The 25,353-nt window shown below is 61.8% G+C and carries 24 protein-coding genes; 18 read left to right on the top strand and 6 right to left on the bottom strand.

Features of this window, described 5'->3' with window-relative positions; genetic code table 11:
* Nucleotides 1-76: 76 nt before the first annotated feature.
* Entirely contained in the window at nt 77-1,093 is a 1,017-nt protein-coding gene (tauA, locus tag IB272_RS23280; RefSeq protein ID WP_034790430.1) for a taurine ABC transporter substrate-binding protein, read from the bottom strand.
* Nucleotides 1,094-1,237: 144 nt separating this feature from the next.
* Here tauA and IB272_RS23275 point away from each other — a divergent pair, with 144 nt between their 5' ends.
* Both IB272_RS23275 and IB272_RS23270 read left to right on the top strand, forming a co-directional pair.
* Nucleotides 1,238-2,734, top strand: coding sequence for a PLP-dependent aminotransferase family protein (locus IB272_RS23275; RefSeq protein ID WP_192445156.1), 1,497 nt, complete (start codon nt 1,238-1,240; stop codon nt 2,732-2,734).
* 717 nt (nt 2,735-3,451) lie between these two features.
* Nucleotides 3,452-5,011: an ABC transporter substrate-binding protein gene (locus IB272_RS23270; RefSeq protein ID WP_034790432.1), complete on the top strand. Its 1,560-nt coding sequence runs from the start codon at nt 3,452-3,454 to the stop codon at nt 5,009-5,011.
* A 92-nt stretch (nt 5,012-5,103) separates the two neighbouring features.
* On the opposite strand, the gene IB272_RS23265 is transcribed toward IB272_RS23270, so the two are convergent.
* Both IB272_RS23265 and IB272_RS23260 read right to left on the bottom strand, forming a co-directional pair.
* Nucleotides 5,104-6,501 (bottom strand): family 16 glycosylhydrolase, encoded by a 1,398-nt coding sequence (locus tag IB272_RS23265; protein ID WP_112772379.1) that lies wholly within the window; start codon nt 6,499-6,501, stop codon nt 5,104-5,106.
* Between the two features lie 135 nt (nt 6,502-6,636).
* The gene (locus IB272_RS23260; protein ID WP_192445154.1) at nt 6,637-7,245 is read right to left on the bottom strand and encodes a TetR/AcrR family transcriptional regulator; all 609 of its coding nucleotides are present in this window, start codon (nt 7,243-7,245) and stop codon (nt 6,637-6,639) included.
* A gap of 98 nt (nt 7,246-7,343) precedes the next feature.
* Between IB272_RS23260 and IB272_RS23255 the strand changes: the two genes are divergently transcribed.
* Together IB272_RS23255 and IB272_RS23250 are read left to right on the top strand one after the other, a co-directional pair.
* Nucleotides 7,344-8,066: an NIPSNAP family protein gene (locus IB272_RS23255; protein ID WP_112772381.1), complete on the top strand. Its 723-nt coding sequence runs from the start codon at nt 7,344-7,346 to the stop codon at nt 8,064-8,066.
* A 112-nt stretch (nt 8,067-8,178) separates the two neighbouring features.
* The gene (locus tag IB272_RS23250; RefSeq protein WP_034790447.1) at nt 8,179-8,367 is read left to right on the top strand and encodes a hypothetical protein; all 189 of its coding nucleotides are present in this window, start codon (nt 8,179-8,181) and stop codon (nt 8,365-8,367) included.
* 96 nt (nt 8,368-8,463) lie between these two features.
* Here IB272_RS23250 and IB272_RS23245 read toward each other — a convergent pair whose 3' ends face one another.
* On the bottom strand, nt 8,464-9,441 hold the full coding sequence (locus IB272_RS23245) for a L,D-transpeptidase family protein (protein WP_112772382.1): 978 nt from the start codon (nt 9,439-9,441) through the stop codon (nt 8,464-8,466).
* 253 nt (nt 9,442-9,694) lie between these two features.
* Between IB272_RS23245 and IB272_RS23240 the strand changes: the two genes are divergently transcribed.
* Genes IB272_RS23240 through IB272_RS23215 form a run of 6 tightly spaced genes read left to right on the top strand, consistent with a single transcriptional unit; the run spans nt 9,695 to nt 15,386 of the window.
* Complete coding sequence (locus IB272_RS23240) at nt 9,695-10,717, top strand: LacI family DNA-binding transcriptional regulator (RefSeq protein ID WP_089044856.1); 1,023 nt, start codon at nt 9,695-9,697, stop codon at nt 10,715-10,717.
* 34 nt (nt 10,718-10,751) lie between these two features.
* Nucleotides 10,752-11,708, top strand: coding sequence for a substrate-binding domain-containing protein (locus IB272_RS23235; RefSeq protein ID WP_192445152.1), 957 nt, complete (start codon nt 10,752-10,754; stop codon nt 11,706-11,708).
* Complete coding sequence (locus IB272_RS23230) at nt 11,708-12,511, top strand: ATP-binding cassette domain-containing protein (RefSeq protein WP_034790756.1); 804 nt, start codon at nt 11,708-11,710, stop codon at nt 12,509-12,511. Before IB272_RS23235 ends, IB272_RS23230 begins: the two co-directional genes overlap by 1 nt.
* Nucleotides 12,508-13,506, top strand: a complete 999-nt coding sequence (locus IB272_RS23225; RefSeq protein WP_060610650.1) for an ABC transporter permease — start codon at nt 12,508-12,510, stop codon at nt 13,504-13,506. The genes IB272_RS23230 and IB272_RS23225 overlap by 4 nt, the downstream gene beginning before the upstream one ends.
* A gap of 5 nt (nt 13,507-13,511) precedes the next feature.
* Nucleotides 13,512-14,579, top strand: a complete 1,068-nt coding sequence (locus tag IB272_RS23220) for a phosphotriesterase (protein ID WP_192445150.1) — start codon at nt 13,512-13,514, stop codon at nt 14,577-14,579.
* A gap of 39 nt (nt 14,580-14,618) precedes the next feature.
* Nucleotides 14,619-15,386 carry a glutamine amidotransferase gene (locus IB272_RS23215; protein WP_060521153.1) on the top strand — a complete coding sequence of 256 codons (768 nt, stop codon included), beginning with the start codon at nt 14,619-14,621 and terminating at the stop codon, nt 15,384-15,386.
* Between the two features lie 31 nt (nt 15,387-15,417).
* On the opposite strand, the gene IB272_RS23210 is transcribed toward IB272_RS23215, so the two are convergent.
* On the bottom strand, nt 15,418-16,317 hold the full coding sequence (locus IB272_RS23210) for a ribokinase (RefSeq protein ID WP_060610860.1): 900 nt from the start codon (nt 16,315-16,317) through the stop codon (nt 15,418-15,420).
* 25 nt (nt 16,318-16,342) lie between these two features.
* On the opposite strand from IB272_RS23210, the gene IB272_RS23205 reads away from it, so the two are divergent.
* The 8 genes from IB272_RS23205 to IB272_RS23170 all read left to right on the top strand — a co-directional run bounded on the left by IB272_RS23205 (nt 16,343) and on the right by IB272_RS23170 (nt 23,854).
* Entirely contained in the window at nt 16,343-17,185 is an 843-nt protein-coding gene (locus IB272_RS23205) for a BtpA/SgcQ family protein (RefSeq protein WP_112772383.1), read from the top strand.
* Nucleotides 17,186-17,187: 2 nt separating this feature from the next.
* Nucleotides 17,188-17,835, top strand: a complete 648-nt coding sequence (locus IB272_RS23200; protein WP_192445148.1) for a TenA family protein — start codon at nt 17,188-17,190, stop codon at nt 17,833-17,835.
* 24 nt (nt 17,836-17,859) lie between these two features.
* Nucleotides 17,860-19,110 carry a Zn-dependent hydrolase gene (locus IB272_RS23195; RefSeq protein ID WP_192445146.1) on the top strand — a complete coding sequence of 417 codons (1,251 nt, stop codon included), beginning with the start codon at nt 17,860-17,862 and terminating at the stop codon, nt 19,108-19,110.
* Between the two features lie 156 nt (nt 19,111-19,266).
* Nucleotides 19,267-19,797 carry a sigma-70 family RNA polymerase sigma factor gene (locus IB272_RS23190; protein ID WP_034790462.1) on the top strand — a complete coding sequence of 177 codons (531 nt, stop codon included), beginning with the start codon at nt 19,267-19,269 and terminating at the stop codon, nt 19,795-19,797.
* Nucleotides 19,790-20,551: an anti-sigma factor gene (locus IB272_RS23185; protein WP_192445144.1), complete on the top strand. Its 762-nt coding sequence runs from the start codon at nt 19,790-19,792 to the stop codon at nt 20,549-20,551. Before IB272_RS23190 ends, IB272_RS23185 begins: the two co-directional genes overlap by 8 nt.
* A 10-nt stretch (nt 20,552-20,561) precedes the next feature.
* A complete protein-coding gene (locus tag IB272_RS23180; RefSeq protein ID WP_034790478.1) occupies nt 20,562-21,278 on the top strand; it encodes a Bax inhibitor-1/YccA family protein in 717 nt (238 codons plus the stop codon).
* A gap of 27 nt (nt 21,279-21,305) precedes the next feature.
* Nucleotides 21,306-21,872: a DUF2076 domain-containing protein gene (locus IB272_RS23175; protein ID WP_034790482.1), complete on the top strand. Its 567-nt coding sequence runs from the start codon at nt 21,306-21,308 to the stop codon at nt 21,870-21,872.
* A gap of 401 nt (nt 21,873-22,273) precedes the next feature.
* The gene (locus IB272_RS23170) at nt 22,274-23,854 is read left to right on the top strand and encodes a TerC family protein (RefSeq protein WP_060521147.1); all 1,581 of its coding nucleotides are present in this window, start codon (nt 22,274-22,276) and stop codon (nt 23,852-23,854) included.
* A 56-nt stretch (nt 23,855-23,910) separates the two neighbouring features.
* Here the strand turns inward: IB272_RS23170 and IB272_RS23165 are convergent, their stop codons facing one another.
* Nucleotides 23,911-24,924, bottom strand: coding sequence for a 2Fe-2S iron-sulfur cluster-binding protein (locus IB272_RS23165; RefSeq protein ID WP_192445141.1), 1,014 nt, complete (start codon nt 24,922-24,924; stop codon nt 23,911-23,913).
* Nucleotides 24,925-25,353: the final 429 nt, after the last annotated feature.

Raw genomic sequence — 25,353 nt, 5'->3', positions numbered from 1 at the left:
CCTCCCTGCACCTCGGTCACGGTCTATGATGGTGCGCCGGCCGCTCCTCAACGGCCGGGGCAATCGACAGATTAGCCTATTGTGCGGCCGCCTTGGCAAAGTCGGCGTTCACATAAGGCGCGTAGTCGTCGAGCGACTGGCTGATCTGCTTCTGCTCGACGAGGAACTTGGCGCTTTCGGTCAGTGCACGCGTGGCGCCGCCGCCGAGCCAGACCTCGGAGGCCTGCTCATCCGCATTCGGGAACGAAAGCAGGCGCAAGGCTTCGACGGTGCTCGGGCCATCGCCGCCGATCAGCTTGACGATTCCTTCCACTTGCGGCGACTCCTCCGTCCACGCCGCCTTGTTGGCGTTGTAGTCGGCATAAGCGTCCGCCAGAACCTTGGTGAAGGCTTCCATCAGCTTCGGGTTCTCCGAGGCCCAGGCCTTGTCGACCACCAGCCCGTCGAAGGTCGGCACGCTAGCCGCGCCAATCACCTCGGAATCCGAGATCGTCTTGCCGGTCTTCTGGATTTCCGAGAGCGCCGGCGGCCAGACATAGGCGGCGTCGATATCGCCACGCTGCCAGGCGGCAACGATCTGCGGCGGCTTCAGGTTGAGGATTTCCACCTCGCGCGGATCGACGTTCCAGACCTTGTTCATACCGACCAGCAAGTGAAAATGCGACGTCGAGACGAAAGGCACGGCGACCTTCTTGCCCTTGAGATCGGCCGGCGTCTCGATGCCCGAGCCCTCGCGGGCGACCAGCGCTTCCGACTGGCCGATATTGTCGAGGATCCAGAAGAGCTGCAGTTCGACGCCGCGCGTCGCGGCAGCCGCAGTACCGGTCGAACCGAGAACGCCGATCGGCACGTCACCGGAGGCAAGCGCTGTAGTGATGTCGCCGGCCGAGCTGAACTGGCGCCAGTCGATCGAATAGCCGGCCTCCTTGGCGGCCGCATCGAAGCGGCCATCGGCGATCGCAGCCACGAACGGGCCGACGATCTGCTGATAGCCGACGACGAGTTTCGTTTCGGCATAAGCGACGCCGGATGCGGCCAGGCTCGCGACAATGCTGGCGGCTGCGGCCAGTCGTCTGAAATGTCCATGTAGCATTTGTCTTCCTCCTCTTTGTTTATTCGCTGACCGTTTCTCCGGTCTTGCTGATGACGATAAGGCCGAGATCCGGCTTGCGTTATATCCAGTCTGGAAGTTGAATAGATCCAGTTTAACGCTGTCGGGGGAGCAGGCGTCGTGCAGATGAACGTTTCCGAAACCATTTTTTTCATCGATCGCGACAGTGGGATCGGCCTGCAGGCGCAGTTGCGCGAGACGGTCGTTTCGGCCGTGCTCGCCGGAAGGGTGCAGCCGCGCGCGCATCTGCCATCCAGCCGCAAGCTCGCCGACTATCTGCGAATATCGCGCATCACGGTGACACTCGCCTATCAGGAACTGATCAACCAGGGCTATGTCGAGGCGGTCAACCGCAGCTCCTATCGCATCTCCGGCAATCCGCCGGGCATGGATGTGGAAGGGGAGCGCCGATCCGCCGGCTCCAATCCGATCGACTGGAGCCGCAAGATCAAGATGAGCTTTGGCGTCGTGCGCCAGGTCGCCAAGCCGCTGGACTGGCGGCGCTATCCATTCCCCTTCCTCTATGGCCAGATGGACCCGACACTGTTCGATCTCAATGCCTGGCGCGACTGCGCCCGGCGGGCATTGGCGCGAGAGGATTTCGTGCTGATGGCGAGCGACTTTGCCGCGGCCGACGATGTGCGGCTGGTCAACTACATCTGCTCGCGCACGCTGCCGCGCCGGGGCATCCACGCCACGCCGGACGAAATCCTCGTCACCGTCGGCGCGCAGAATGCGCTCTGGATCGTGACCCGTCTGATCTTGGAGAAGGGCTCCGCCGCCGTCTGTGAAAACCCCTGCCATCCCGATATCAGCGCCTCGCTGTTGTTGAGCGGCGCCGACGTCACCACCGTCGATGTCGATGTCGAGGGCCTGTCACCGGATGCCTTGCCGGAAAACGTCGATGCCGTCTTCGTGACCCCGAGCCACCACTCGCCGACCGGCGCGACTATGCCGGTGGATCGGCGAACGCAACTGCTGCAGGCTGCGGAAGAACGGGATTTCGTCATCGTCGAGGACGATTACGAGTTCGAGATCAGCTACCTCGCTCCGCCTTCCCCGGCGCTGAAGGCGCTCGATCCGTCAGGCCGGGTGCTCTACATCGGCAGCTTCTCGAAATCGCTTTTTCCCGGGCTTCGGCTCGGCTACCTCGTGGCGCCAGCCGCCTTCATTCGCGAGGCGCGTGCGCTTCGCTCGCTGATGTTGCGCCACCCGCCCGGACACCTTCAGCGCACCGCGGCGTATTTCCTGGCGCTCGGCCATTACGACGCCGTGCTCCACCGGATGCGGACCGAATATCACAAGCGCCACGTAATCATGGCCGAGTCACTGCGTAGGGCGAACCTGAAAGTCGCAGGCTCCTCGACCTTCGGCGGCACGTCCTTCTGGATGGAGGGACCGGAAGGGCTCAATGCCGACCGGCTGGTCAGCGAATTGCGGCAGGACGGCGTGCTGGTCGAATCCGGCTCGCCCTTCTTCCCCAGAAGCGACCAGCCCTGCCGCTACTTCCGCATGGGATATTCGTCCATTCCAAGCACAAGCATTGCTGAGGGCGTCGCCCGGGTTCGCGCCCGCATCGACAGTCTTTGCGGCGGCAGCGAGCAGGCCTCAGTGGCGAAGTGACAGGTTGACCGCTTGTGGCTTTCCCTATCGAGCTGGCCGTAGCGTACCTTGGCCTAAGGCGTCCTCTCCATTGCCCACAATGTTGCTCGCGCCTGGGTCGATCAATTGGTCATTTGGATTGTCGCCATGATCGTATTCAAGATTGTCGACAAAGACGTTGACAAATATTTTTGGCGTGCGATGGTGCCGCTTAGCAGCAACGAGCTAGGGAGGAGCAGGTTGATGCAAGGGCTCCAGGAGACCGCGTACTCGCACGACTTTTCGCAATGCCGCACGCACGAGCCCGCACCGCCGGGCCGGCTCGCCTGACATCTCCTCATTCGATCGCCATTGCGGCGTCCAACACTGGACTCGGGTTTCTGAACCGCCTCCATGAAGCGGCGCAGAGATATGCCCCTGTTCGAGTTGATGCTTGGTGTTGGCCATCGAATGACCGCCGATCGACAACGGGACTTGGTGCTTCAAGCCTCGCCAGGAGGCTTTCGCTTGGGTGCATCGCCGTCCAAGAACGCCGGTTGATCGAGATTGCCGCATAGGCCGCCGAAGGTCTTTGCGGTGATCGACACGACCGAGAAGGTCATGCCGCGCAACAGCAGATCACGCCACTGGCCGCCCCTGTCGGGCGGCGAGATGGACGGCCTGTGAGCCGTCCTTGCCTCTTAAAAAGAAGCTTCCCGTTCAAGGGGACCGGTGACCTCAACAAAGGAGAACAGCAGAATGCTCAAGAAACTGATCCTCGCAGCCGCCATGTCGACGGCGCTTTCCGCGGCTGCTCACGCGGAGACGCTCAAATGGGGCTCCTCGCGCGATATCTACTCGCTCGACCCTTATTCCTATGGCGACAGCTACACGCTGTCTTTCCTCAATCACGTCTATGAAGGGCTCGTGCGCTTTGACGCCGACCTGAAGATCGAGCCGGCCCTGGCGACCTCCTGGGAAACGGTATCGGACACGGTCTGGCGGTTCCATCTGCGCGAGGACGTCAAGTTCCACAATGGCGCTGATTTCACGGCCGATGACGTGATCGCCTCGCTGACGCGGGTCAGCGATCCTGCATCTCCGCTACGGGGCAACCTCCCGGCATACAAGTCGGCGAAGAAGGTCGACGACCGCACTGTCGATATCGAACTGACCGGCCCCTATCCGCTGCTCTTGAACGACCTGACGAACATCCACATTTTCGACGCCACGTGGCTCGCCGACAACAATTCGCTGAAGCCGACGGATGTCGGCAAGAAGATAGAAGGCTACGCTACCTACCACACCAACGGCACGGGTCCGTTCAAGCTCGAGAGCCGCACGCCCGACAGCAAGACCGTTCTGGTCAAGAACGGCGAGTGGTGGGACCCGGCGAAGTCCAACATCGATCGCATCGAGTTTACGCCGATTGTCTCAGCCGCGACACGCGTGGCGGCACTGTTGTCAGGCGAGATCGACTTCACTGAGAATGCGCCAGCGCAGGATCTTCCGCGCCTTGTCGCGCAGCCGGACCTGAAGGTCATGGAGCGCACCGACCTTCGCACCATCATGATGGGCTTCAACCGCAAACCGAAACTGGCCGACGGCGTCGACAACAAGTTCAACGACCTGCGTGTCCGCCAGGCCGTCGCCCATGCGCTCGACACAGAACTCATCCAGAAGCGGGTCATGCGCGGCAAGTCGAGGACAGCGGGTGCGATCGTTGCGCCGGAAATCCCGGGATATGTCGAAGCACTGGACAAGGTCGTGCCGTACGATCCCGAACTGTCGAAAAAGCTGCTCGCCGAGGCCGGCGCAAGCGATCTCCCCTTCACGCTCGTCTGCACGAACGAGGCCTATGTCAACGAAGAGGAGCTTTGCCAGAGCATCGTCAACATGCTGAGCCGCGCCGGCTTCAAGCCGCAACTCGACATCGGCCCGACGGCGGCACAGGCGCCCAAGCGCACGGGCGGTCTGTCGGATGTCTACATCATCGGCTGGGCAAACGAGCCGATGCTCGACAGCTACTCGATCCTGCTTCAGATGATCGAGACGAGGAGCGACAAGGCGGGCGTCTTCAACTGGGGCGGCTGGAGCTATCCTGATATCGACAAGCTGATCATCCAGGCATCGACCGAAATGGATCGGACCAAGCGGCTCGATCTGCAGACCAAGGCACTGCAGATGGTCAAGGACGAGATCATCATGCTGCCGCTGCACCAACAGCCAATGGCTTGGGTGATGAGCAACAAGATCGATAAGGTCGCTCAGCTCGCCGACAACAAGCCCCGCCATTGGCTCACGCATATCGCGGACTAGCCCTGTTGCGGAGCTGGAACGGCGAACGTTCCAGCTTCGACAGGCCGGGACCAGCAGCCCGGACGCTGCCGGCCCCCCTCGTGCTTCTCCGCCTAGATCAGCCAGTCGGCGTCCAGCGCATAGGCCTCGATGGAATCGATCTTCATTTGCGACCCGTCGTCAAAATCGCCATCGGGTGTGCCGGCCATTCCGCCGACCGCGAGATTGACGAGCATGTACATCGGCTCGTGCATGTCCGCGGGGGTATCGGCGCGGGCGATCTCGGTATCGTCGAAGTACCAGACGATCTCGTCTTCCGTCCAAAGCACGCCGTAATCGTGGAACCCGTCGGTATCGGCGACTTGCGCGCCGTCTCTGACGATCGTGTGCTCGCCGCTTTCATTGGAATGGGCGGTGGTGATGACGGTGTTGGTGTCCTGCCCTCGCATTTCGACGACGTCGAGCTCCGGCGGCCAGGAGCCGTCGGCGGGCAGCAGCCAGAAAGCGGGCCAGGCACCTTGATCGTCCGGCATGTCGGCCCGCATCTCGAAGTAACCGTAGGTCTGTGCAAAGGACGAATAGGTCGTCAACATCCCGGACGTGTAGTCATAGCCGCCGATCTCCGACTGGATTGCGTCCGGTGCACGCTCTGCGGTGATCGTCAGTACACCATCCTCGACCGAAAACGGGTTAGCCGATGCGGTCGGCCCGTAACTCGGATTGACGTACCATTGCAGCTCACCGTTTTCCGAGAGCGTCGCCCCCTCTTCCGGCGCCCACCAGTATTTGGCATCCCAGATGCCGCCCGTGCCGTCGGTGAGCTGAAGCGTGTCGAAATCGTCTGAGAAGGTCTGCGTCAGGGCGGATCGGTCCAGGCTCAACTGGAATTGGCCCTCCTGCAGTTGGTCGGCTGTCGTATCGGCCAGGACCAGGCTTTCTCCATCGCCGAGATGGAGGCGGAGATCGTCTCCCTGCTGGCCTGCATTCGCCAGCACCTCTTCGAACGAGGTAATCCCGTATCCGTCGAGACGAATGGTATCGTTGGAGCTGAAGTCGGTGACAAGGTCGCTGCCGTTGCCGTGCTCGAACACGAAGGTATCAGCGCCTCCGGAACCGACCAGCACGTCATTGCCTGCGCGTCCGTCGATGGTCTGGCTGCCGGAGCCACCGGTGATGATGTTGTCGGCGCTGTTGCCGAAGGCGTGTCGACCGTCACCGGTGACGGTCAGGTTTTCGAAGTTCTCCGGTAAGCTGTAGCTCATCCAGGTATCGATCGTGTCTATCCCTTCGCCGGGTGCCTCTTCGGCCCGGTTCGTCGATGAATAGAGATAGTAGACGTCGTCGCCCGTGCCGCCGAACATGGTCACATCGACGGAACCGTCGCCCCAGATCGAATCGTTGCCGGGAGTTCCGTAGAGCGTGGACCCGGATCCGGTTGCGGAAAACCATGCGGTCGAACTTCCGCTATAATGGAGCGGTTGTCCGAGGGCGTTCATGGCAGTTCTGCTCATCGAGAAGTCTCCTGTTTACTGGAGTGCCCCTTCCCGATGAGCACCTCTAGCATCTCAAGCTGTCGCCCACACCCCCAACATTTGCGGATAGCCCGGAGCAGCGGCCTCCCCACGAGGGAGCCGAGCGGACCCAGCCTAGACGTATTTCGACGCGAGAAGTGCTGCGATCTCCGCCTGACAGTTCACGAGCGGACGTGTGTGCTGATTGGCTTTTGCCATCGCCATCGCGCCGGAATAGGCGGCGATGATCAGGGTGGCGAGGCTGCCGGGTTGAATGCCTGCGACGCGCTTCAGGCGGATGTCTTCCTGGAATCGCGCTGCGAGCGCTTCTTCCCAAGCCTCAAAAATCGCACCCAGCGCCTGCTGCATCTCGTCATCATGCCTGGACACTTCGATCGCCATATTGTTCAGCGGGCAGCCGGAGACGGAGCCGTTTTCGGAGAGCTCGCTGATGATCTCGGTGAAGATCTGATCGATCGCTGTGGGCGTATCGCTAGAGGTACGCAGCGGGTCGATCCACGTTTGCCGCACCGCTTCGGCGACGCGGTCGCGGATAACCGCCAATCCAAGTTCCCGTTTGGCCGGAAAGTGATGGGCCATAGCGCCCCCCGAGACGGATGCCTTCGCGCGCAATTCCTGCATTCCCGTCGCGAGATATCCTTGGGTGACAAAGGCCTGGTAGGCCGCATCGACGATCCTGCGGCGCACCGCTTGAGGATCGTTGGTTCTTTTGTGTTCGCTCATGACCGCCGCCTGAAAAATCGTTCGCCATAGTGCCTTGACAAAACAGGTCGATCAACCTGTTATTAGAAACAGGACAATTGACCTGTTGTGGAGGATTCATGGAACCGCACGCCGTTTACGAACTTCGCCGCTACCGACTTCATCCCGGCGGAAGGGATCGCCTGATCGACTTGTTTGACCGCGAATTCGTTGAACCGCAGGAAGCGCTCGGAATGCGTCTTGAAGGCGAATTCCGCGACTGCGACGATCCCGACGCCTTCGTCTGGGTACGTTCCTTTGCCGATATGCAAACGCGAACCGACGCGTTGGCGGCCTTTTATTCGGGCCCGGTTTGGAAGGACCATGGGTCTCGCGCCAACGAGACGATGCTCAACTCGGACAATGTGTTGCTGGTCAAGCCTGTCGCTGGCACGCAGCCGTTTCCTCACAACCTTGCAAGGGAGCAAGAGGTACAATCGACCAGAGGTGTCGTCACCGTGAACCTTTGCTCGCTGGCGCCCGGCACGGAGGACCGTTTCGCTGCATTCTTCATTGCCGAGGCACTGCCGATCCTCGAAGACGCCGGTGCTCGCATCGACGCGGTGTTCGTTACCGAACGCAGCGCAAACGCCTTCCCGAGGCTCCCCGTCCGTGAGGGCGAAACGGTGTTTATCTGGTTTGAAATGCATGAGGACGACGACGGCCTTTCACGGCATCGGGAGCAACTGAACAAGGACGTCAGATGGACCAGTGAGGTCTTTCCTCGAATGGATAGCCAGTGCTGGCGAAGGATCGAGGTTTCTCGGCTGACCCCGACGTCGCGATCGCTTTGCACCTTGTAGCTGGCGCCCATACACGACGGATCGGTACGAACGCACCCACAGCCGCCAGGAACGCATCCTGGCGGAACCAAACCAGCCTCCAAACGTTGTATTGGGTTAGGGGAGGCACGGAATGAAACACGCGGATGTTCGAACAGTCGCCAACTCCCAGATCAGACATATCTGGGACGTCGCGGATTATTGCCGGCGGACCGGTATTCACAAAACCGAAGAGCAGCGCCTGATCAAGATGCTCGGTAGACAGGCAACCAGCCACGAGCTCCAGATGAACATCGTGCGCGTTCAGACGCGTATCCGCTGAAGCTTCGACATGGGAATTGCGCGAGCGGTCACCGCGTGATCGGTGGCCGGTTTCGACTTCTTGCCCGTTCAGAAATTCCTAAAGGTCTTCGCTACCTTAGTCGACGAACTCGACAATCACGCCAGGCTTGACCATCCCCGCCAACTCCTCCGCATCCCAGTTGGTCAGGCGAACGCATCCGTGCGATCCCGACTTGTCGATCATCGACGGCTCCGGCGTGCCGTGAATTCCGTAGGTGGGCTTCGAGAGATCGATCCAGACCGTGCCGACCGGACCGTTCGGACCGCCCGGCAAGGTCAAGATCTTTCGGTTGTCGCCCTGCTTGAAGTTGATCTTGGGATTGTAGACATAGGGCGGCATTCGGGCGACGCCTTTGACCTTGTGCGTTCCCGAAGGAGATGGCGTCTCCCGGCTGCCGATCGTTGCCGGATAGGCTGCGATCAGCGTATCGTCGGCGCCAAGTGCCACGATTTGACCGGTGCGCCGGTGCGCTTCAATGCGCTTGACCGTTCCCTGCGTCGATGGACCTGGGTTCACAACGGAAACCGTGTCACCGACCGAGAACGCCGAAGTCTGATTGAGCGCCTTGAGAAGGTCGATATCCATGTGGAAGCGCTCCGCCAGCTTCTCGGCGACGCTCGTGTATCCGAGCTGAGCCATCTTCGCCTGCTCGGAGTAGTCTTCGGGGATCTCAGCGACCAATCCTTGAGCATCGTCTTCGGAGATGACGTAGGGCTCGACCACCGTCGTCTGCTCCGGCAGTCGCCCGATGACGTCGGCGTCCAATGTTCCGTCAGCGGACAGGCCTTGCATGGTCTCGAAGGCGGCGATCGCCTTGGCGACATTCTCACCGGCGAAACCGTCGATCACACCGGGCGACGCCCCCGCCCGATCGAGAAGCACCTGGAGCCGGACGATGGCGGGGTCTGGCTTGTCCGAGGTCTCGGTCGTCCGTTCCAACAATGTGGGTGTAATCGATGCACCGTCGATGGCGTCTGGCTGAAGCGTCTGGGCATTGGCCAGCGCGGCGGGGGATAGCAGCATCAGCGCCGCCAATGGAACCTTGTTTTTCATGATCTCTCAATCGATCAGCCCCTGATTTGTTCCCGCCTCGCGGCGCCAAGATGCTGCTTTCTCAGGTGCAAACGGCATTGACCTTGCGGCTTTTTCGCCGCCGCCAATCGGCCCCAGGCCGAGCCTCGATCCGTGGCCCCATAGGCGCACCGACCTCGTGTCAGAGAAAGTCTCTTGACAGAACACGAAAGTCGAAATCTTATTGTAAAGCGTTTTAGTAAATCGGTTTACAACGGCAGGGGATGGAGCCAAGGTGACCACACGACGCGTCACAGGTCTGAAGGATGTAGCCCGAGCTGCCGGCGTTTCCGTGACAACGGTCTCGCGCCTGCTGAACGGATCGCTCGACCTGCCTTTCGAAACGAAGAAGCGGATCTCGGATGCGATCCGCGACCTCAATTACCAGCCCAACCCGCATGCCCGCCGGCTCAGCCGCGGTCGTTCCGATACGATCGGTCTTGTCGTTCCCGATATCGCCAACCCCTTCTTCGCGACGCTCGTGGCAGCTGTCGAAGAAGAGGCGGATACCCGCGGGCTTGCCGTCTCGCTTTACGCCACCCTGAACCGGGCCGGTCGCGAGGTCGCCTATCTCCAGCTGATCGAACGCAATCACGTCGATGGCCTGATCTTCGTCACCAACCACCCGGACGACGGTCAACTCGCCACGTTGATAAACCGCACCGGCAAAGTCGTGATCGCCGACGAAGACGTTCCCGGCGCGCAGGCACCCAAGCTCTTCTGCGATAACGAGCTGGGCGGAGCGCTCGCAGGCCGGCATCTGGCGGAATTCGGGCACAGGGATGTGCTGTTCGTCGGCGGCCCGCAAGCGATGATCAGTTCGCGTCGGCGCTCCAACGGTCTTGAGCGGACGCTGCGCGATGCGTTCGGCGAGGATATCCGTCTTTTAAAATACGCCGGTGACTACACCGTGGCCTTCGGTCGGCAGGCGGCGAAGCGCTTCATCGAGGAAGGTCGCCCGGCAACGGCGATCTTCGCCAGCTCGGACGAAATCGCCATCGGCATGATCGAGGTCTTCCGGGACCAGGGGGTTTCGATCCCGGACGATGTTTCGGTCATCGGCTTTGACGACGTCGGCCCGCTCCATCTTTTCGGTCCGCCTATGACCGCCATTCGCCAGCCGGTCCGCGCGATCGGCGGGCGTGCCCTCTCCCTTCTTCTCGAAACAAACTGGCAGGGCAAACAGGCTCTCGTCGAAGAGCTCCTGCCAGTCGAAATCGTCGTGCGGAAATCCGTTGCTCCGCCTGCGAAACGATAAATCACGCAATGGAGAACCAACAGAGGATGAGAACATGAACTGGAATTTGAAACGCAGGACTTTAGTCGCCACGCTTGGTTTCACGGCATTGACGACCCTCGGCGCTGCTCTCTCGCCGGCCCTTGCCGCCGAAAAGACCTTTGCACTCGTGCAAATCAACCAGCAGGCGCTTTTCTTCAATCAGATGAACGAAGGCGCGCAGAAGGCGGCCGACGCTGCCGGCGCGAAGCTCGTCATCTTCAATGCCAACAACGACCCGGCCGCGCAGAACAGTGCGATCGAAACCTACATCCAGCAGAAGGTCGATGGCATCGCCGTCGTTGCAATCGACGTCAACGGCATCATGCCGGCGGTCAACCAGGCAGCCGAAGCCGGGATCCCCGTCGTCGCCATCGATGCGATCCTTCCGGAAGGCCCGCAGAAGGCGCAGATCGGCGTCGACAACGCAACGGCCGGCGCCGACATGGGCAAGTTCTTCCTCGAATACATCAAGGCCAACGCCGATGGCAAAGCCAAGATCGGTGTCGTCGGCGCGCTGAACTCCTTCATTCAGAACGTTCGCCAGGAGGGATTTGAAAAGACCATCAAGGATGTCGACGGTATCAGCTCGGCCGGCGTCGTCGATGGACAGAACGTGCAGGACAACGCGCTCGCTGCCGCCGAGAACCTGATTACCGGCAATCCCGACCTGACCGCAATCTATGCGACCGGCGAGCCGGCCCTGATGGGTGCCATCGCCGCGGTCGAAAGCCAGAGCAAGCAGGATAGCGTGAAGGTCTTCGGTTGGGACCTGACGGCCCAGGCGATCGCCGGCATCGACGCCGGCTACGTCACCGCCGTGATCCAGCAGGACCCGGCTGCCATGGGTGCCGCTGCCGTCGACGCCTTGAAGAAGGTCTCCGACGGCGGCAGCGTCGAAAAGACCATCGCCGTGCCGGTAACGATCGTCACCAAGGACAAGGTCGAGCCATATCGGGCGATCTTCAAATGATGACGACTGAAAGACAGCATCCTCCCGCTGTCGCTGGTGTCGGGGGGGCTCTGCCCTCCCGCACCGGTGTCAGTCCCCGCGTGTCCCTCAAAGGGATCGTCAAGACGTTCGGATCGCACCAGGCGCTGCGTGGCGTCGACCTCGACATCTATCCCGGCGAGTGCCTTGGCCTCGTCGGCGACAACGCCGCCGGCAAATCGACGCTGACCAAGGTCATCTCGGGCACCTACATTCCCGATGGCGGGACCATTACGCTGGAAGGCGAAGAGGTTCGGTTCTCAGGACCTGCGGACGCCCGTAACCGCAATATCGAAATGGTCTTTCAGGACCTGAGCCTTTGCGACCACATCGATGTGGTCGGCAATCTTTTCCTCGGTCGAGAAATCAGCAAAGGGCCATTCCTCGATACGAGGACCATGCTCGAGGAAGCACGCAAGATGCTCGATGCGCTGGAGATCCGCATTCCGCGTCTGACCGGCAAGGTCGCTCAGCTCTCGGGCGGACAGCGTCAGGCGATCGCGATCGCGCGCGCCGCTTCGTTCAATCCGAAAGTCCTGATCATGGACGAGCCCACCTCGGCGCTCGCCGTGGCGGAGGTCGAAGCCGTGCTCGCGCTGATCAACCGCGTCAAGGCAAAGGGCGTCTCGGTCATCCTGATCACCCACCGTCTCCAGGACCTGTTCCGTGTCTGCGACCGCATTGCCGTGATGTACGAAGGCACCAAGGTCGCCGAGCGCGAAATCGGCAAGACCAACCTGGAAGACCTCGTCAAGCTGATCGTCGGGGAAGGAGCCAAGCAATGACGGCCTATACCGAACGTGCGAAAGGCTCGCCGGCGGCAGACTTCCTTTCGGAAAACGCCCAGGTCCTGTCGATCGCCTTTTTCTTCCTGGCCTGCGTCGTCTTTTTCGCGGCCACGACCGATACTTTCATGACGCTCGGCAACATTCTGAACGTCATCCGCCAGGCAGCGCCGATTCTCATCGTCGCCGTTGCGATGACGCTCGTCATCATCACCGGCGGCATCGACCTCTCTGTCGGCTCGCAGGTCGCCCTGGTCAATGCGGTTGCGGCCATTGTCTTGGCCATGGGCTATCCTTGGCCTCTCGTCGTCGTCGCGATGCTCTTCTTCGGCGCCTTTCTCGGCTTCGTGCAGGGATGGTTCACCGCCTATCAGGGTATTCCGGCCTTCATCGTCACACTTGCCGGCCTGTCGATCCTGCGCGGCTTGGCGCTCTATCTGACGCAAGGGTACTCGATCCCGATCAAGGACGCTCCCGGCTTCTTCATGCTCGGCCGCGGTGAATTGCTGGGCATTCCGATGCCTGCGCTTATCGCGGTTGCGGTCGCGGTCGCCGGTTATGTCGTCATATCCTCCACCAAATACGGCCGCCAGGTCGTCGCCGTCGGGTCCAACATGGAAGCGGCTCGCCGCGTCGGCATGCCGGCGAAATGGGTGATCGCCTCGGTCTATATGATCGCCGGCGTTGCCTGCGCCCTTGCTGGCCTATTGATCGCCGCGCGCCTCGGCTCCGGCTCTTCGAATGCGGCCGTCGGCTTCGAGCTTCAGGTTATCGCCGCCGTAGTGCTGGGCGGGACATCGCTGATGGGGGGGCGCGGCACGATCCTCGGGACCGTGCTCGGCACGATGACGATTGCGGTCATCGGCAACGGCCTGATCCTCATGCATATCTCGCCGTTCTTCACGCAGATTGTTACCGGTGCGATCATTCTCGTTGCGATCTGGCTCAACACCCGGATCTTCACCGCCAACTTTCGCTTCGGCGGCAAGAGATGACCGTCATGAGCAAGGAACTGTCAGAAGGACATGTGCGGTCCGGCAAGGTGATGACGGTGAACGGCGCGATCGACGCGAATCAACTCGGCATCACACTGATGCACGAGCATATCCTCAACGATTGCCGCTGCTGGTGGAACGCACCGCAAACGAAGGAGCGTCAGTATCTCGCCGAAGGCTTCGTCTGCATGGAGATCCTCGGCGAACTGCGCCAGGACCCCTTCGTTAACAAGCACAACATTACGCTTGACGACGAACCCTTGGCTATCGCCGAATTGCAGGCTTTCGCGACCGCAGGCGGCCGTACAGTCGTCGAACCCACCTGCAATGGCATCGGTCGAAACCCGCTCGCCTTACGGCGCATCTCCAAGGCGACGGGTCTCAATATCGTGATGGGGGCCGGATACTATCTTGCCTCCTCGCATCCGGCCGAGGTCGCCGACATGAGCGTCGACCAGATCGCCGACGGCATCGTCCGCGAGGCCAAAGACGGTGTCGACGGCACGGGCGTGAAAATCGGACTGATCGGCGAGATCGGCGTCTCCTCCGATTTCACCCCGGCCGAGGAGAAGTCCCTGCGTGGGGCCGCCCGGGCGCAGGTCCGGACCGGTTTGCCGCTGATGGTGCATCTGCCGGGCTGGTTCCGGCTCGGCCATCGGGTGCTCGATGTCGTCGCCGAGGAAGGGGCGGATCTGCGCCACACCGTGCTTTGTCACATGAACCCGTCCCACGACGATTTCGCCTATCAAAGCGAGCTCGCCGAACGCGGTGCGTTCATCGAATACGACATGATCGGCATGGACTTCTTCTATGCCGATCAACAGGTACAGTGCCCGAGCGACGAAGAGGCAGCACGAGCGATCGCCAGGCTGGTGGACGCCGGCCACATGGACCGCATCCTGCTCTCGCACGATGTGTTCCTGAAGATGATGCTCAGCCACTACGGAGGCAACGGCTATGCCTACGTCCTGCGCCACTTCCTGCCGCGTCTCAAACGACACGGGCTGGAGGACGGCGCGCTCGACAGAATGATGCGGGACAACCCCCGCTCGGTATTCCAAACCGGGGCCTGATATCGGCTCCCAACGCTATTCAAGACAGACGGATAGACCATGACAAAGAAAGTGCTTCTCGTCGGCGAGAGCTGGGTAAGCTCCGCCACCCACTACAAGGGTTTCGACCAGTTCGGCAGCGTGACCTTCCATCTGGGCGCGGAACCGCTCGTCAAGGTGCTCAAGGACAGCGAGTTCGAGCTGACCTACATGACCGCACACGACGCCGTGGACCAGTTCCCCTATGAAATGGCAGGCCTCGACCAGTACGATGCGATCATCCTGTCGGATATCGGCGCCAACTCGCTGTTGCTGCCGCCGGCCGTATGGCTGCACTCGCGCACCGTTCCGAACCGGTTGAAGCTCATCAAGGCTTGGGTCGAAAAGGGCGGAGCGCTGTTGATGGTCGGCGGCTACTTCTCCTTCCAGGGTATCGACGGTAAGGCGCGCTGGCGCCGCACGGCTGTCGAAGACACGCTTCCGGTGACGTGCCTTCCCTATGACGACCGCGTCGAGATTCCCGAGGGCGCGGTTGCCGACGTCGTCAAGCCGGACCATCCGACCATGGCGGGGCTTTCGGGCAGTTGGCCGTTGCTTCTCGGCGTCAATGAAGTGGAGGTTCGCGATGGCGCCGAGGTCGTCGCCCGGCTTCCCGAAGATCAGGGCGGACACCCGCTGCTCGTCCTTGGCGGTTTCGGCAAGGGGCGCACCGCCGCCTGGACGTCCGATATCGGCCCCCACTGGCTGTCGCCGGCATTCTGCGAGTGGGAGGGCTACGGCCGCCTCTGGAAGAACATCCTTGGGTGGATGACGGCAACGGAGCGCTAACCGCAGCGAGGAGCGCGCGCTGAGGAGAGCCTCAGCGCGCAGCCAGGATCGCTTGCAACTGCTCGATCGATGGAAACGCCGAACGGGTTCCGGGACGGCTGACAGTGATGGCGGCGGCGCGCGTTGCATGTTCGATCGCGGTGCGATCGAGGCGAGTGCCACGAAGTGCGGCGGATGCGAGCGCCACCGCCATGAACGTGTCGCCGGCGCCTGTCGTGTCGACGACGTCGCATTCGACGGCGCCGATCCGGACACTGCTTTCGGCGGTGACGAGCATGGCTCCGTCGCCGCCGAAGGTCAGGACGACTTCGCGAACGCCGGCCGCAAGCAGCTTGCGGGCAGCCTCTTCGCCGCTGGTACCGGTCATTGCCTGCGCCTCACCCTGGTTGAGGAAAGCAATGTCAACCAAGGGCCACAGGGTGCTGAAATAAGGACGCAAGGGAGACGGATTGAAGGCGGTGATCATGTGGCGGGCGCGCGCAGCTTCAAGGACACCGCGCGTCGTTTCGTCCGACAGGTTTCCCTGGAGCACAGCAAGGTCGCCGGGAACCGCGTCGGCCAGCGCTGCCACGGCGTCGGCAAGCGTGAGGTTCTGGGCAGAGTCGGTGGTCGTGATGTTGACGTTTTCTCCATCCGGCGTGGTCAGCACGATCGAGAAGTCGGTGGACTTGCCGAGGACCGGCACAAGTCTGCTGACCACCGGTTCGCTTGCCAGATGCTGGCGGATCATGTCGGCGCGAAAGCCGTCGCCGAAGGCTGCGACAAGGCTCGTCGGCAGGCCGGTGCGGGCCATGACAACAGCCTGGTTCGCGCCCTTGCCACCGAGGTCCCGGGACCGCTGGCTACCGTGGATCGATGCGCCCGCGGCCGGCATTTCCGACACGGCGATAGTCTCGTCCACCGTCACATTACCGATTACGTAAGCGTGCATGAACATACCTTCGAAAGGGAGAGAAATGCAGGAAATATCTGACAAGTCCACAAGCGCCATAAGGGAAATATTTGGGACTGACAAGGTTCTGATCGGCATGATCCATTGCCCGGCCTTCCCCGGTGCGCCGCGCTATCGGGGTGCCGATATGTCTGTTATCTACGATGCCTGCATGCGTGACGCCGAGGCGTTGGTCGAGGGTGGCCTGCATGGCCTGATGATCGAAAATCATGGCGACGTGCCGTTCTCCAAGCCGGAAGATATCGGCCACGAAACGGCAGCCTTCATGTCGGTCGTCACCGACCGGATCGCGCGGGCGACAGGTGTGCCGCTCGGCATCAACGTCCTTGCCAATGCGCCGATCCCGGCCTTTGCCATAGCCATGGCGGGCGGCGCCAAGTTCATTCGCGTCAACCAGTGGGCCAACGCCTATGTCGCCAACGAAGGCTTCATGGAGGGGCGGGCCGCAGAAGCGATGCGCTACCGTTCGCTGCTGCGTGCCGAGCACATCAAGGTCTTTGCCGACAGCCATGTGAAGCACGGCGCCCACGCCATCGTGGCCGACCGATCGATCCAGGAGTTGACGCGCGACCTCGCCTTCTTCGACGCCGACGGTGTGATCGCCACCGGTCAGCGCACCGGCAATACGGCAACCATCGAGGAGATCGAGGAGATCGGCTCGGCGACGCACCTACCGCTTCTGGTCGGCTCGGGCGTGACCAAGGACAACATCGTCGAAATCCTCAAGCGCACCAACGGCGTGATCGTCGCCTCGTCTCTGAAGCAGGGCGGGGTCTGGTGGAACCCGGTCGATATCGAGCGGGTTAAGGCTTTCCGCGCCGCTGCCGAACCCGCGCTGGAGGCGTGACGATGGCGGCTGAAACGCTTTCGGAACAGATCCTGCGGGAAAACGCCACCGTCTTCGAAGCCATGGTGAACCATCGCTTCGTCGAGGACATCGTGATGGGGCGCCTGTCCCCGCAGGTTTTCGAACGCTATCTCGTCTATGAGGGGGCCTTCGTCGAAACCGCGATCTCGATCTTCGCCTTTGCGGCGGCGAAGGCCGAGACGATCGAACAGAAGCGCTGGCTGATTGCCGTTCTGGATGCGCTCGCCAACCAGCAGATCGCCTACTTCGAACGGATTTTTGCCGAACGCAATATCGATCCCGGCGCCTATGATCTCAATGTTGCCGAGGTCCATGCTTTCCGAACGGGTATGCTGGACATCGCCCGCAACGGCGGTTTCCTCGATACCGTCGCTGCCATGTTTGCGGCCGAGTGGATGTACTGGACCTGGTCGAAAAGGGCCGCCCGTTCATCGTTTGCCGATCCACATTTGAAGGAATGGGTCGAAATGCACGCCGATGATGAGTTTGCGGCTCAGGCGAAGTGGCTGAAGCAAGAACTCGACGTTGCCGGCGACGCGCTCGAGGCTTCCGAGCGCAAACGCCTGAGCGCTATCTTCGGGCGAGCGCAGCAACTGGAAATCGCCTTTCATGACGCAGCCTACGTCTGATCAAGGCGACATTTGGGAACGACTATGACCTCTCGCACCACAGTGGACGGCAAGCGCCTGCTCAAGCGTCTTGATGACTTCGCAAAAATCGGCGGGACGCCGGCCGGGGGCGTCAACCGGCAGGCTTTGTCGGTGGAAGATCGGGGCTCCCGCCGGCTGCTAGCGGAACTCGCGCTTGCGCGCGGTTTCCGCGTCTTCCAGGATCCGATGGCAAACCTGTTCATCCGGCGGGAGGGCCTTTTTCCTCAAAGGCCGCCGTTCGTGATCGGCAGCCACCTCGACAGCCAGCCGACCGGTGGGCGCTTTGACGGAGCGCTCGGCACCCTGGCGGCCTTTGAGGTGATGGAAAGTCTCGAAGATGCTGGCATTGAGACTGATTTTCCGCTTGAGGTCGTTGCCTGGACGAACGAGGAAGGAAGCCGCTTTGCCCCCGGCACGATGGGATCGATGGCGTTTGCCGCCGGTGCCATCCCCGAGGCCTGGTCCGATCTTCGCGGCCGCGACGGAGCGTTGTTCGTCGATGAGTTGGAGGCAACACTGAAAGCCCTGCCGGAAGCCGAAATGCGCCCGCTCGGCTTCCCAATCACCGGCTACCTTGAGCTTCATATCGAACAGGGCCCGTCGCTCGAACGGGAGAACATACCGGTTGGCATCGTCTATGGCATCCAGGGCACGCGGTGGCTGGAGGTCAGGATCGATGGGCAGGCAGCGCATGCGGGCACGACGGCGCTCGAATTCCGGCGCGACCCGATGGCCGCGGCCGTTGCCGCGCTTGAACCACTGTATAGGAGCGCCATGCCGGGCGACCCGCGCGCACGCTTTACCGTCGGCCGCTTCGCAGTCGAACCAGGTTCGGTGAACTCGATTCCGGGGTCGGTCACGTTCACCGTCGATCTGTGCCACCCGGAGACCAACGCCATCGACTACCTGGAAGAGCGGGTCCGGCAGGCATGTGACAACGCCTCTAAAGCCAACGGTTGCCAGAGCGCAACGCGGCAAATCTTCGACATGCCGCCCGCCCTCTTTTCAGACGACCTGCTCGCCTGCCTCGATCGCGCTGCCGCATCGCTCGGACTGAAGACCAAGCGTATGCTCTCCGGCGCCTTCCACGATGCCTTGTTCGTCAGTCGTGTCGCGCCGGCAGCCATGATCTTCGTGCCTTGCCGCGACGGGCTTAGCCACAACGAAGCGGAATATGTCGAGCCCGCGCATTCCATCGAAGGTGCCCGTATGCTGCTTGCCGCGACCCTCGAAGCGTTTGCTGCGAGCGCATAGAGCGCGGCGCGGGTGCGGCTCGCCGCCCCTATAGCCAGCGCAGGCGCGCTTCGGTGTTGCCAGCGGGCATGCACTCTGAAACTGCTGCATCCGGCTGAATGATATTTTTTTCGTCGACGATGGATGAGAAATCGCATCGGCTCCGTATATGCGGGTATGGAATCGAAAAAAGGCGCTTTCGACGTTATTGGGCAGCTGGCCGCGCTACGGCGCTACGCGCGTTCGCTTGCGCGCAATTCGCCCGACGCAGAAGATCTCGTTCACGATGCCTTGGTGAGAGCCTACGAGCGGCGCTCGACGTTCCGGTCGGGAGCGAACCTTCGAAACTGGCTCTTTGCCATCGTTCGCAACGCCCATATCGACCGCGTACGATCGGTAATATCGCGCGGCCAGCGTGACAGCCAGACGGCGCAGGAAGCCGTATCGTCCTACCCGGCCCACCAGGAACACAGCGTCCGGCTCGCTCAGGTTCGCGAGGCGTTCATGCTGCTGCCGGAGGAGCAGCGCGAAGCCCTACATCTGGTTGCTGTCGAAGATCTCTCCTACCAGGAGGCCGCCGACATACTCGACATCCCCGTCGGGACCTTGATGTCGCGCGTCTCCCGCGCACGAGCAGCGCTCAGAGATTTCGAAAGCGGACGGAGGAAGCCTAACCATCTGAAGCTTGTCGGAGGCGACAATGACTGACGTCGATACGATTACCGATGGCGATCTCGACGCCTACATCGACAATCAGCTCGACGCGACCGGTCGGCTGCGGGTCGAGACCTGGCTTGCCAGGAATCCGGATGCGGCGGCGCGCGTCATGGCCGACCTCGGCATGCGCACCACGCTCAAACTGGCGATGACGTCGGATGTCGTTGCCGGTCGTCCAGAGACGCGCGAGGCGGCCCGGCGCCTTTCTTCTGGGCTTGCGAATGCGCGCGTTTGGAACGCGCTGCAAAAGGTTGCGGCGGTCGGCTTGATGGTGTCGGTCGGGTGGATTGCCCATTCGGCGGTCGGCCCGAGCGAAGTCAATGCCTCGGCCCATCCGCCGGCTTTCGTGGAGCACGCCATCCGCGCCCATCAGACCTCGGTCGTCAGGGCTGGAATGCCGTCGCAGCCGGAGGTTCAGACCTATGACCGGGACGACATTCGTGCCGCGACCGCCATCGTCATGCCGGAGCTCCCGAAGGGCTGGAACGTCATCGATGTCCAGGTGTTCCCCTCGGAATTCGGACCCAGCGTCGAGATGAGCGTCAAGACCGATGCGGGCACGGTCATTTCACTTTTCGCCGGCAGGCCCGGTCGTTTCGCGGTCGAACCCGTGAAGGACCTCAACCTTTCCAATGCCGAGGCTGCCTGGTGGCAGGTCGGCGAGGTTGCCTATGCCGTCGTTTCAAGCACGCCGGGCATCGGCCTCAGCGACGAGGCCGAGCTTCTCAAGAACTCACTTTACTGAGGAAACCTTCATGTATCAGAACCAGAACCGCTTTGGCGGTATGAGTCAGGCTTCGGCCGCCGCCCTCGACGAGGGCCTTCGCCAGCACATGCTGCGCGTCTTCAACTATATGGGCCTCGGCCTCGTCGTGACGGGCCTTGTCGCCTTCATCGTCGGCACCACGCCGGCGCTTTACGTGCCGATCTTCTCCACGCCGCTGAAATGGGTGGTGATGCTGGCGCCGCTCGCCTTCGTCTTCTTCTTTTCCTTCAAGATGCATTCGATGTCGGCATCCTCGGCACAGATGACCTTCTGGGCCTTCTGCGCCGTTATGGGCCTGTCGCTCGCTTCGGTCTTCCTGGTCTTCACCGGCGCCAGCATCGCCCGCACATTCTTCATCGCCGCTACCATGTTCGGAGCGACGAGCCTCTACGGCTATGTGACGAAACGGGACCTCGCGAAGTTCGGTTCGTTCATGATCATGGGCCTGATCGGCGTGATGATCGCCTCGATCGTCAACATCTTCCTCGGTTCCAGCGCCCTTCAGTTTGCCGTCTCGGTGATCGGCATCGTCGTCTTCGTCGGTCTGACCGCCTGGGACACGCAGAACATCAAGGAGCAGTATGCCGACAACTTCGACCAGGAATCCCAGCAGAAGCTGGCGGTCTTCGGCGCTCTCTCGCTCTACCTGAACTTCGTCAACATCTTCCAGCTGCTGCTGAATTTCACCGGCCAGCGCGAAGAGTAACAGTCGCCGATATCAAGGACATATCTTATGGATCGCAATGATCAACAGGCCATAGACGGCCTGTTCTCCAAGCTCGCCCAGGCGGAGCGCCAATCCGCTCCGCGCGACGCGGAAGCCGACCGCTTCATTCAAGAGCGGATCGGCCAGCAGCCGGGCGCGCCCTATTACATGGCGCAGACGATCGTCGTACAGGAACAGGCACTGGAGGCGGCTCAACGCCGTATCGAAGAACTGGAAGCGCACACCGCACAAAGCCAGCAGCGCGGCGGCTTCTTCTCCTCGATGTTCGGCAGCAACGCTGCCCCTCAGCGCCCGGCGCCACAACAGGCCGGGTATGGCCGTGCGGCCCCGAGCTCGCCATGGGGCAACCAGAGCCAGGCTTACGGCCAGCCGATGCAACAGCGCACCGGCGGCGGCTTCCTCGCGGGCGCCGCGCAGACCGCAATGGGCGTCGCCGGTGGCGTCCTGCTCGGCAATGCGATTGCCGGCATGTTGGGTGGTAACGAGGCCCAGGCCGCTCAACCAGCCGCCCCTGCCCCGGAGCCGGAAGCGCCCGTTGACGACATGGATTTCGGCGGCGACGAAGATATTTGACGCCGCTTTTGGCTTCCGGGGACCGTCCCCCTCCCCCGGAAGCCAGCCTTCCCTCAGAGCCAACCCTTTCTCATGATCCCAGCTGCACCAAGCCCACCGCCTGTCCCCCATCCGGTCACGACGACCCGCCACCTTGTCGGTCGCGCAGGATGGGCGGAGTTCGGCTTGCTGTTTGCCGCCCGCTCCATGGCCTATCCGACAAGGCGGACCACGCGGCATGCCTGACGACGCCGACCCTGACCAACGTTCATCAGACCCCACAAGCGCGGCTCCGCTGAAGCGGTTTCGCGGTCACCTACTTTGCGCCCGCAACCGTCGACCAGACGGGCGGGCGACGTTTTTTCTTTTCCCATCAACAATAGAAGGATTGGCCTTGCCTTGAGGGCTGGCCTTTAAACCCAATGATGTTCGAATGGATGTCTGATCCGGCCGCCTGGGCGGGTCTCGCCACCCTCATCGTTCTCGAGATCGTGCTCGGTATCGACAACCTCGTCTTCATCGCCATCCTCGCGGACAAGCTTCCAGAGCATCAACGGGAAAGAGCCCGACTGATCGGCCTCGGACTGGCGCTGGGCATGCGTCTCGTCCTGCTTGCCTCGATCGCCTGGATCGTGACGCTGACCACTCCGTTGTTCACAGTGCTCGGCGCTGAGATCTCCGGCCGCGACCTGATCCTTCTGTTCGGCGGCCTGTTCCTTCTGTTCAAGGGGACGATGGAGCTGCACGAGCGCCTCGAGGGCCATGCCGGTCACAAGGAAGGCAAGGTGGAGCATGCGGTCTTCTGGCAGGTCCTCGTGCAGATCGTCGTCCTCGATGCCGTCTTCTCGCTGGACAGCGTCATCACCGCCGTCGGGATGGTTCAGCATCTCTCCGTGATGATGATCGCGGTCATTGTCGCCGTCGGCGTGATGCTGCTTGCGTCCAAACCACTGATGGCCTTCGTGTCGAAACACCCGACCGTCGTCATCCTCTGCCTCGGCTTCCTGATGATGATCGGCTTCTCCTTGATCGTCGAAGGGTTCGGTTTTCATATCCCCAAGGGCTACCTCTATGCGGCGATCGGCTTCTCGGTGCTGATCGAGGCCTTCAACCAGATCGGACGCCGCAACCGCGAACGCTTCATGACGACGGGTGACTTGCGCGAGCGTACGGCAAATGCCGTTCTCTCCCTCCTCGGTCGACGCAAGAGCGAGACGTCGCTCGGCGAAACGGCCGATGTCATCGCGGAGCGGGCGACGGAGGACGAACTGTTCACGCCGGTGGAGCACGAGATGATCGAAGGCGTACTGACACTTGCAGAGCGCCCGGCAAAATCGGTCATGACCCCGAGGCTTGATGTCGAGTGGCTGGATATCGAGGAGAGTGACGACGAGTTGCGCCGCAAGATCATCGAAACAGGTCATTCGCGCTTCCCGATCGGACGCGGCAATCTCGATGAGTTTCTGGGCGTCGCGCTGGCGAAAGACCTGTTGAGAGACCTGCTCGAGACCGGCAAGATCGACTTCAGCCGATCCCTTCGCCAGCCCTTGGTCGTGCATGAAACCGTCAGCGCGCTGCGCCTGCTTGAGCAGTTGCGACAGTCTCCCCTTCAGGTCGCGATCGTCCTTGACGAATATGGCTCGATGGAAGGCCTGGTGACACCAACAGACCTGCTCGAAGCCATCGCCGGCGACTTTGCCGACGATGATGATGATCAGTTGACGGTCGAGCGCGAGGAAGACGGAGCGCTCCTCGTCGACGGGTGGATCGATATCCGGCATGTCTCAAAACTGCTGGAGGTCGATCTCGTGGATGAGGCCGACCGCTACTCCACGCTGGCGGGCCTCGTTCTTTGGCGCCTCGGACACCTGCCGAACCAGGGCGAAAGCGTCAGCTTTGGTGGCCTGACCTATGAAGTCGTCGCCTTGGATGGCCGCAACGTCGACAAGGTCAGGATCCGAAGGCCGCAGATGGAGGAACTGACGGGCGCCCAGTTTCGCTGAGCTTCCGCCAGGCTGAGATGAAGCAGTTGCACCGCCGATTTTGCGCCCGAGAGCGGCTATTCCGCCGGCTCGGGCGTGAAAAACACGTCGGCATGCATGTCTGAGCGGTTCAGGCCGCGCGCAAACGCAACCTCCATTGCCGCATCCACCATCGGCGGCGGGCCGGCGACATAGGCTTTCCATCCGTCGAGGTCAGACAGATCCTCGGCCACTGCCTCCGTCACGAATCCACGGCGGTATCCTGCCGAATCCGCCTCCGACAAGACGGGCCTGAAGACGAGATTGGCGTGCCACTCGGCGAGCGCGCGAAAATGATCGACGAGGTAGAGATCACGCTCGCTGCGTGCGCCGAAGTAGAGATGGATCGGCTGCTTCAGGCCGTGGGCAAGGGCGGTTTCGACGATCGATTTGATGGGGGCGAGGCCGGAGCCGCCGGCGATGCACAGGATCGGGCCGGAGTGGTTCTCCCGCAGATAGGAGGATCCCATCGGGTATTCGAGCGTCACCTTGTCCCCGGCCTTCAGAGCGCCGTGCACATATTGCGAGGTCGCTCCGCCGACCACGTGGCGAATGTGGAACTCCACCCGGCCGTCGCCATGCCGGTTGGCCATGGAATAGCTGCGGGCGGGGACCCCGTCGAAACTCACCTGTGCATATTGTCCAGCGACGAAACGAGAGCTGCCCCCATCTTCCGCATCGATGCGCACCAGCTTGATGTCGTGCGTGAGGTCCTCCAGATGCGTAACGATGCCGCTTAGCCGTTGGGGCGTTTGGACGGCATCTTCTTCGCCGCCTCCAAGCCATGCCACGGCGGTGTCCGTTACCGGAAGCGCCCGGCAGGCAAGGATGAGACCGCCGGCTTTCTCCTCATCGGTGAGGGCGAAGGGCGAATGCTGGAGAAGCTCCACCTCGCCTTCGATCAGCCGAGACTTGCAAGCGCCGCACCGCCCGGATCTGCAGCCATGGGGGTAAGGAAGCTTGGCGGCGAGCGCAGCGTCGAGAATGGTCTGGTCGGCGTGCACTTCGAGGTTTGTTCGTGCCGATCGTATGTCTATGCGTTTGACGGTCATATCAAATGTTTCCTCACAGAGTTCGAATTCTCTCGCGGGCCGGTTCCTGACGGCGGCAAGCGAAAATGCCCTCAGGCTGCGGCTTCCAGCGCTGGTAAGGTCAAGGGGTATCGGATCACCGCCGACGTTCTCAGTTTCGGAGATTGGAATGCGACGGCGAACCTGGACCGATTGCCTAGTGGGACCCTCGGCGCGACTACACGAATGACGGTGGCGTGGCGCCCCAGCAAAGAGCACAGATCAGTCGTGGTCGGCGGCCCCCGCCTGAGTGCCAGCCGCGGGGAATACACAAGACGAAAATCCAGATTTTCCAATCTCTTATCGGCAGAACCTGACCATTCGCATCAGGGTGAGCGAAAGAAGTTTCAGGAGGTCTTGACCTTTCCATCGTTGGAAACCGCACCTTCGCGAAGAACTGATCGCTGCCGT

Source organism: Ensifer sp. ENS08 (assembly GCF_014852195.1).
GTDB lineage: Bacteria > Pseudomonadota > Alphaproteobacteria > Rhizobiales > Rhizobiaceae > Ensifer > Ensifer adhaerens.
Note: the sequence above shows the minus strand (reverse complement) of the source record. Positions and strands in the feature narration are given on the sequence as shown.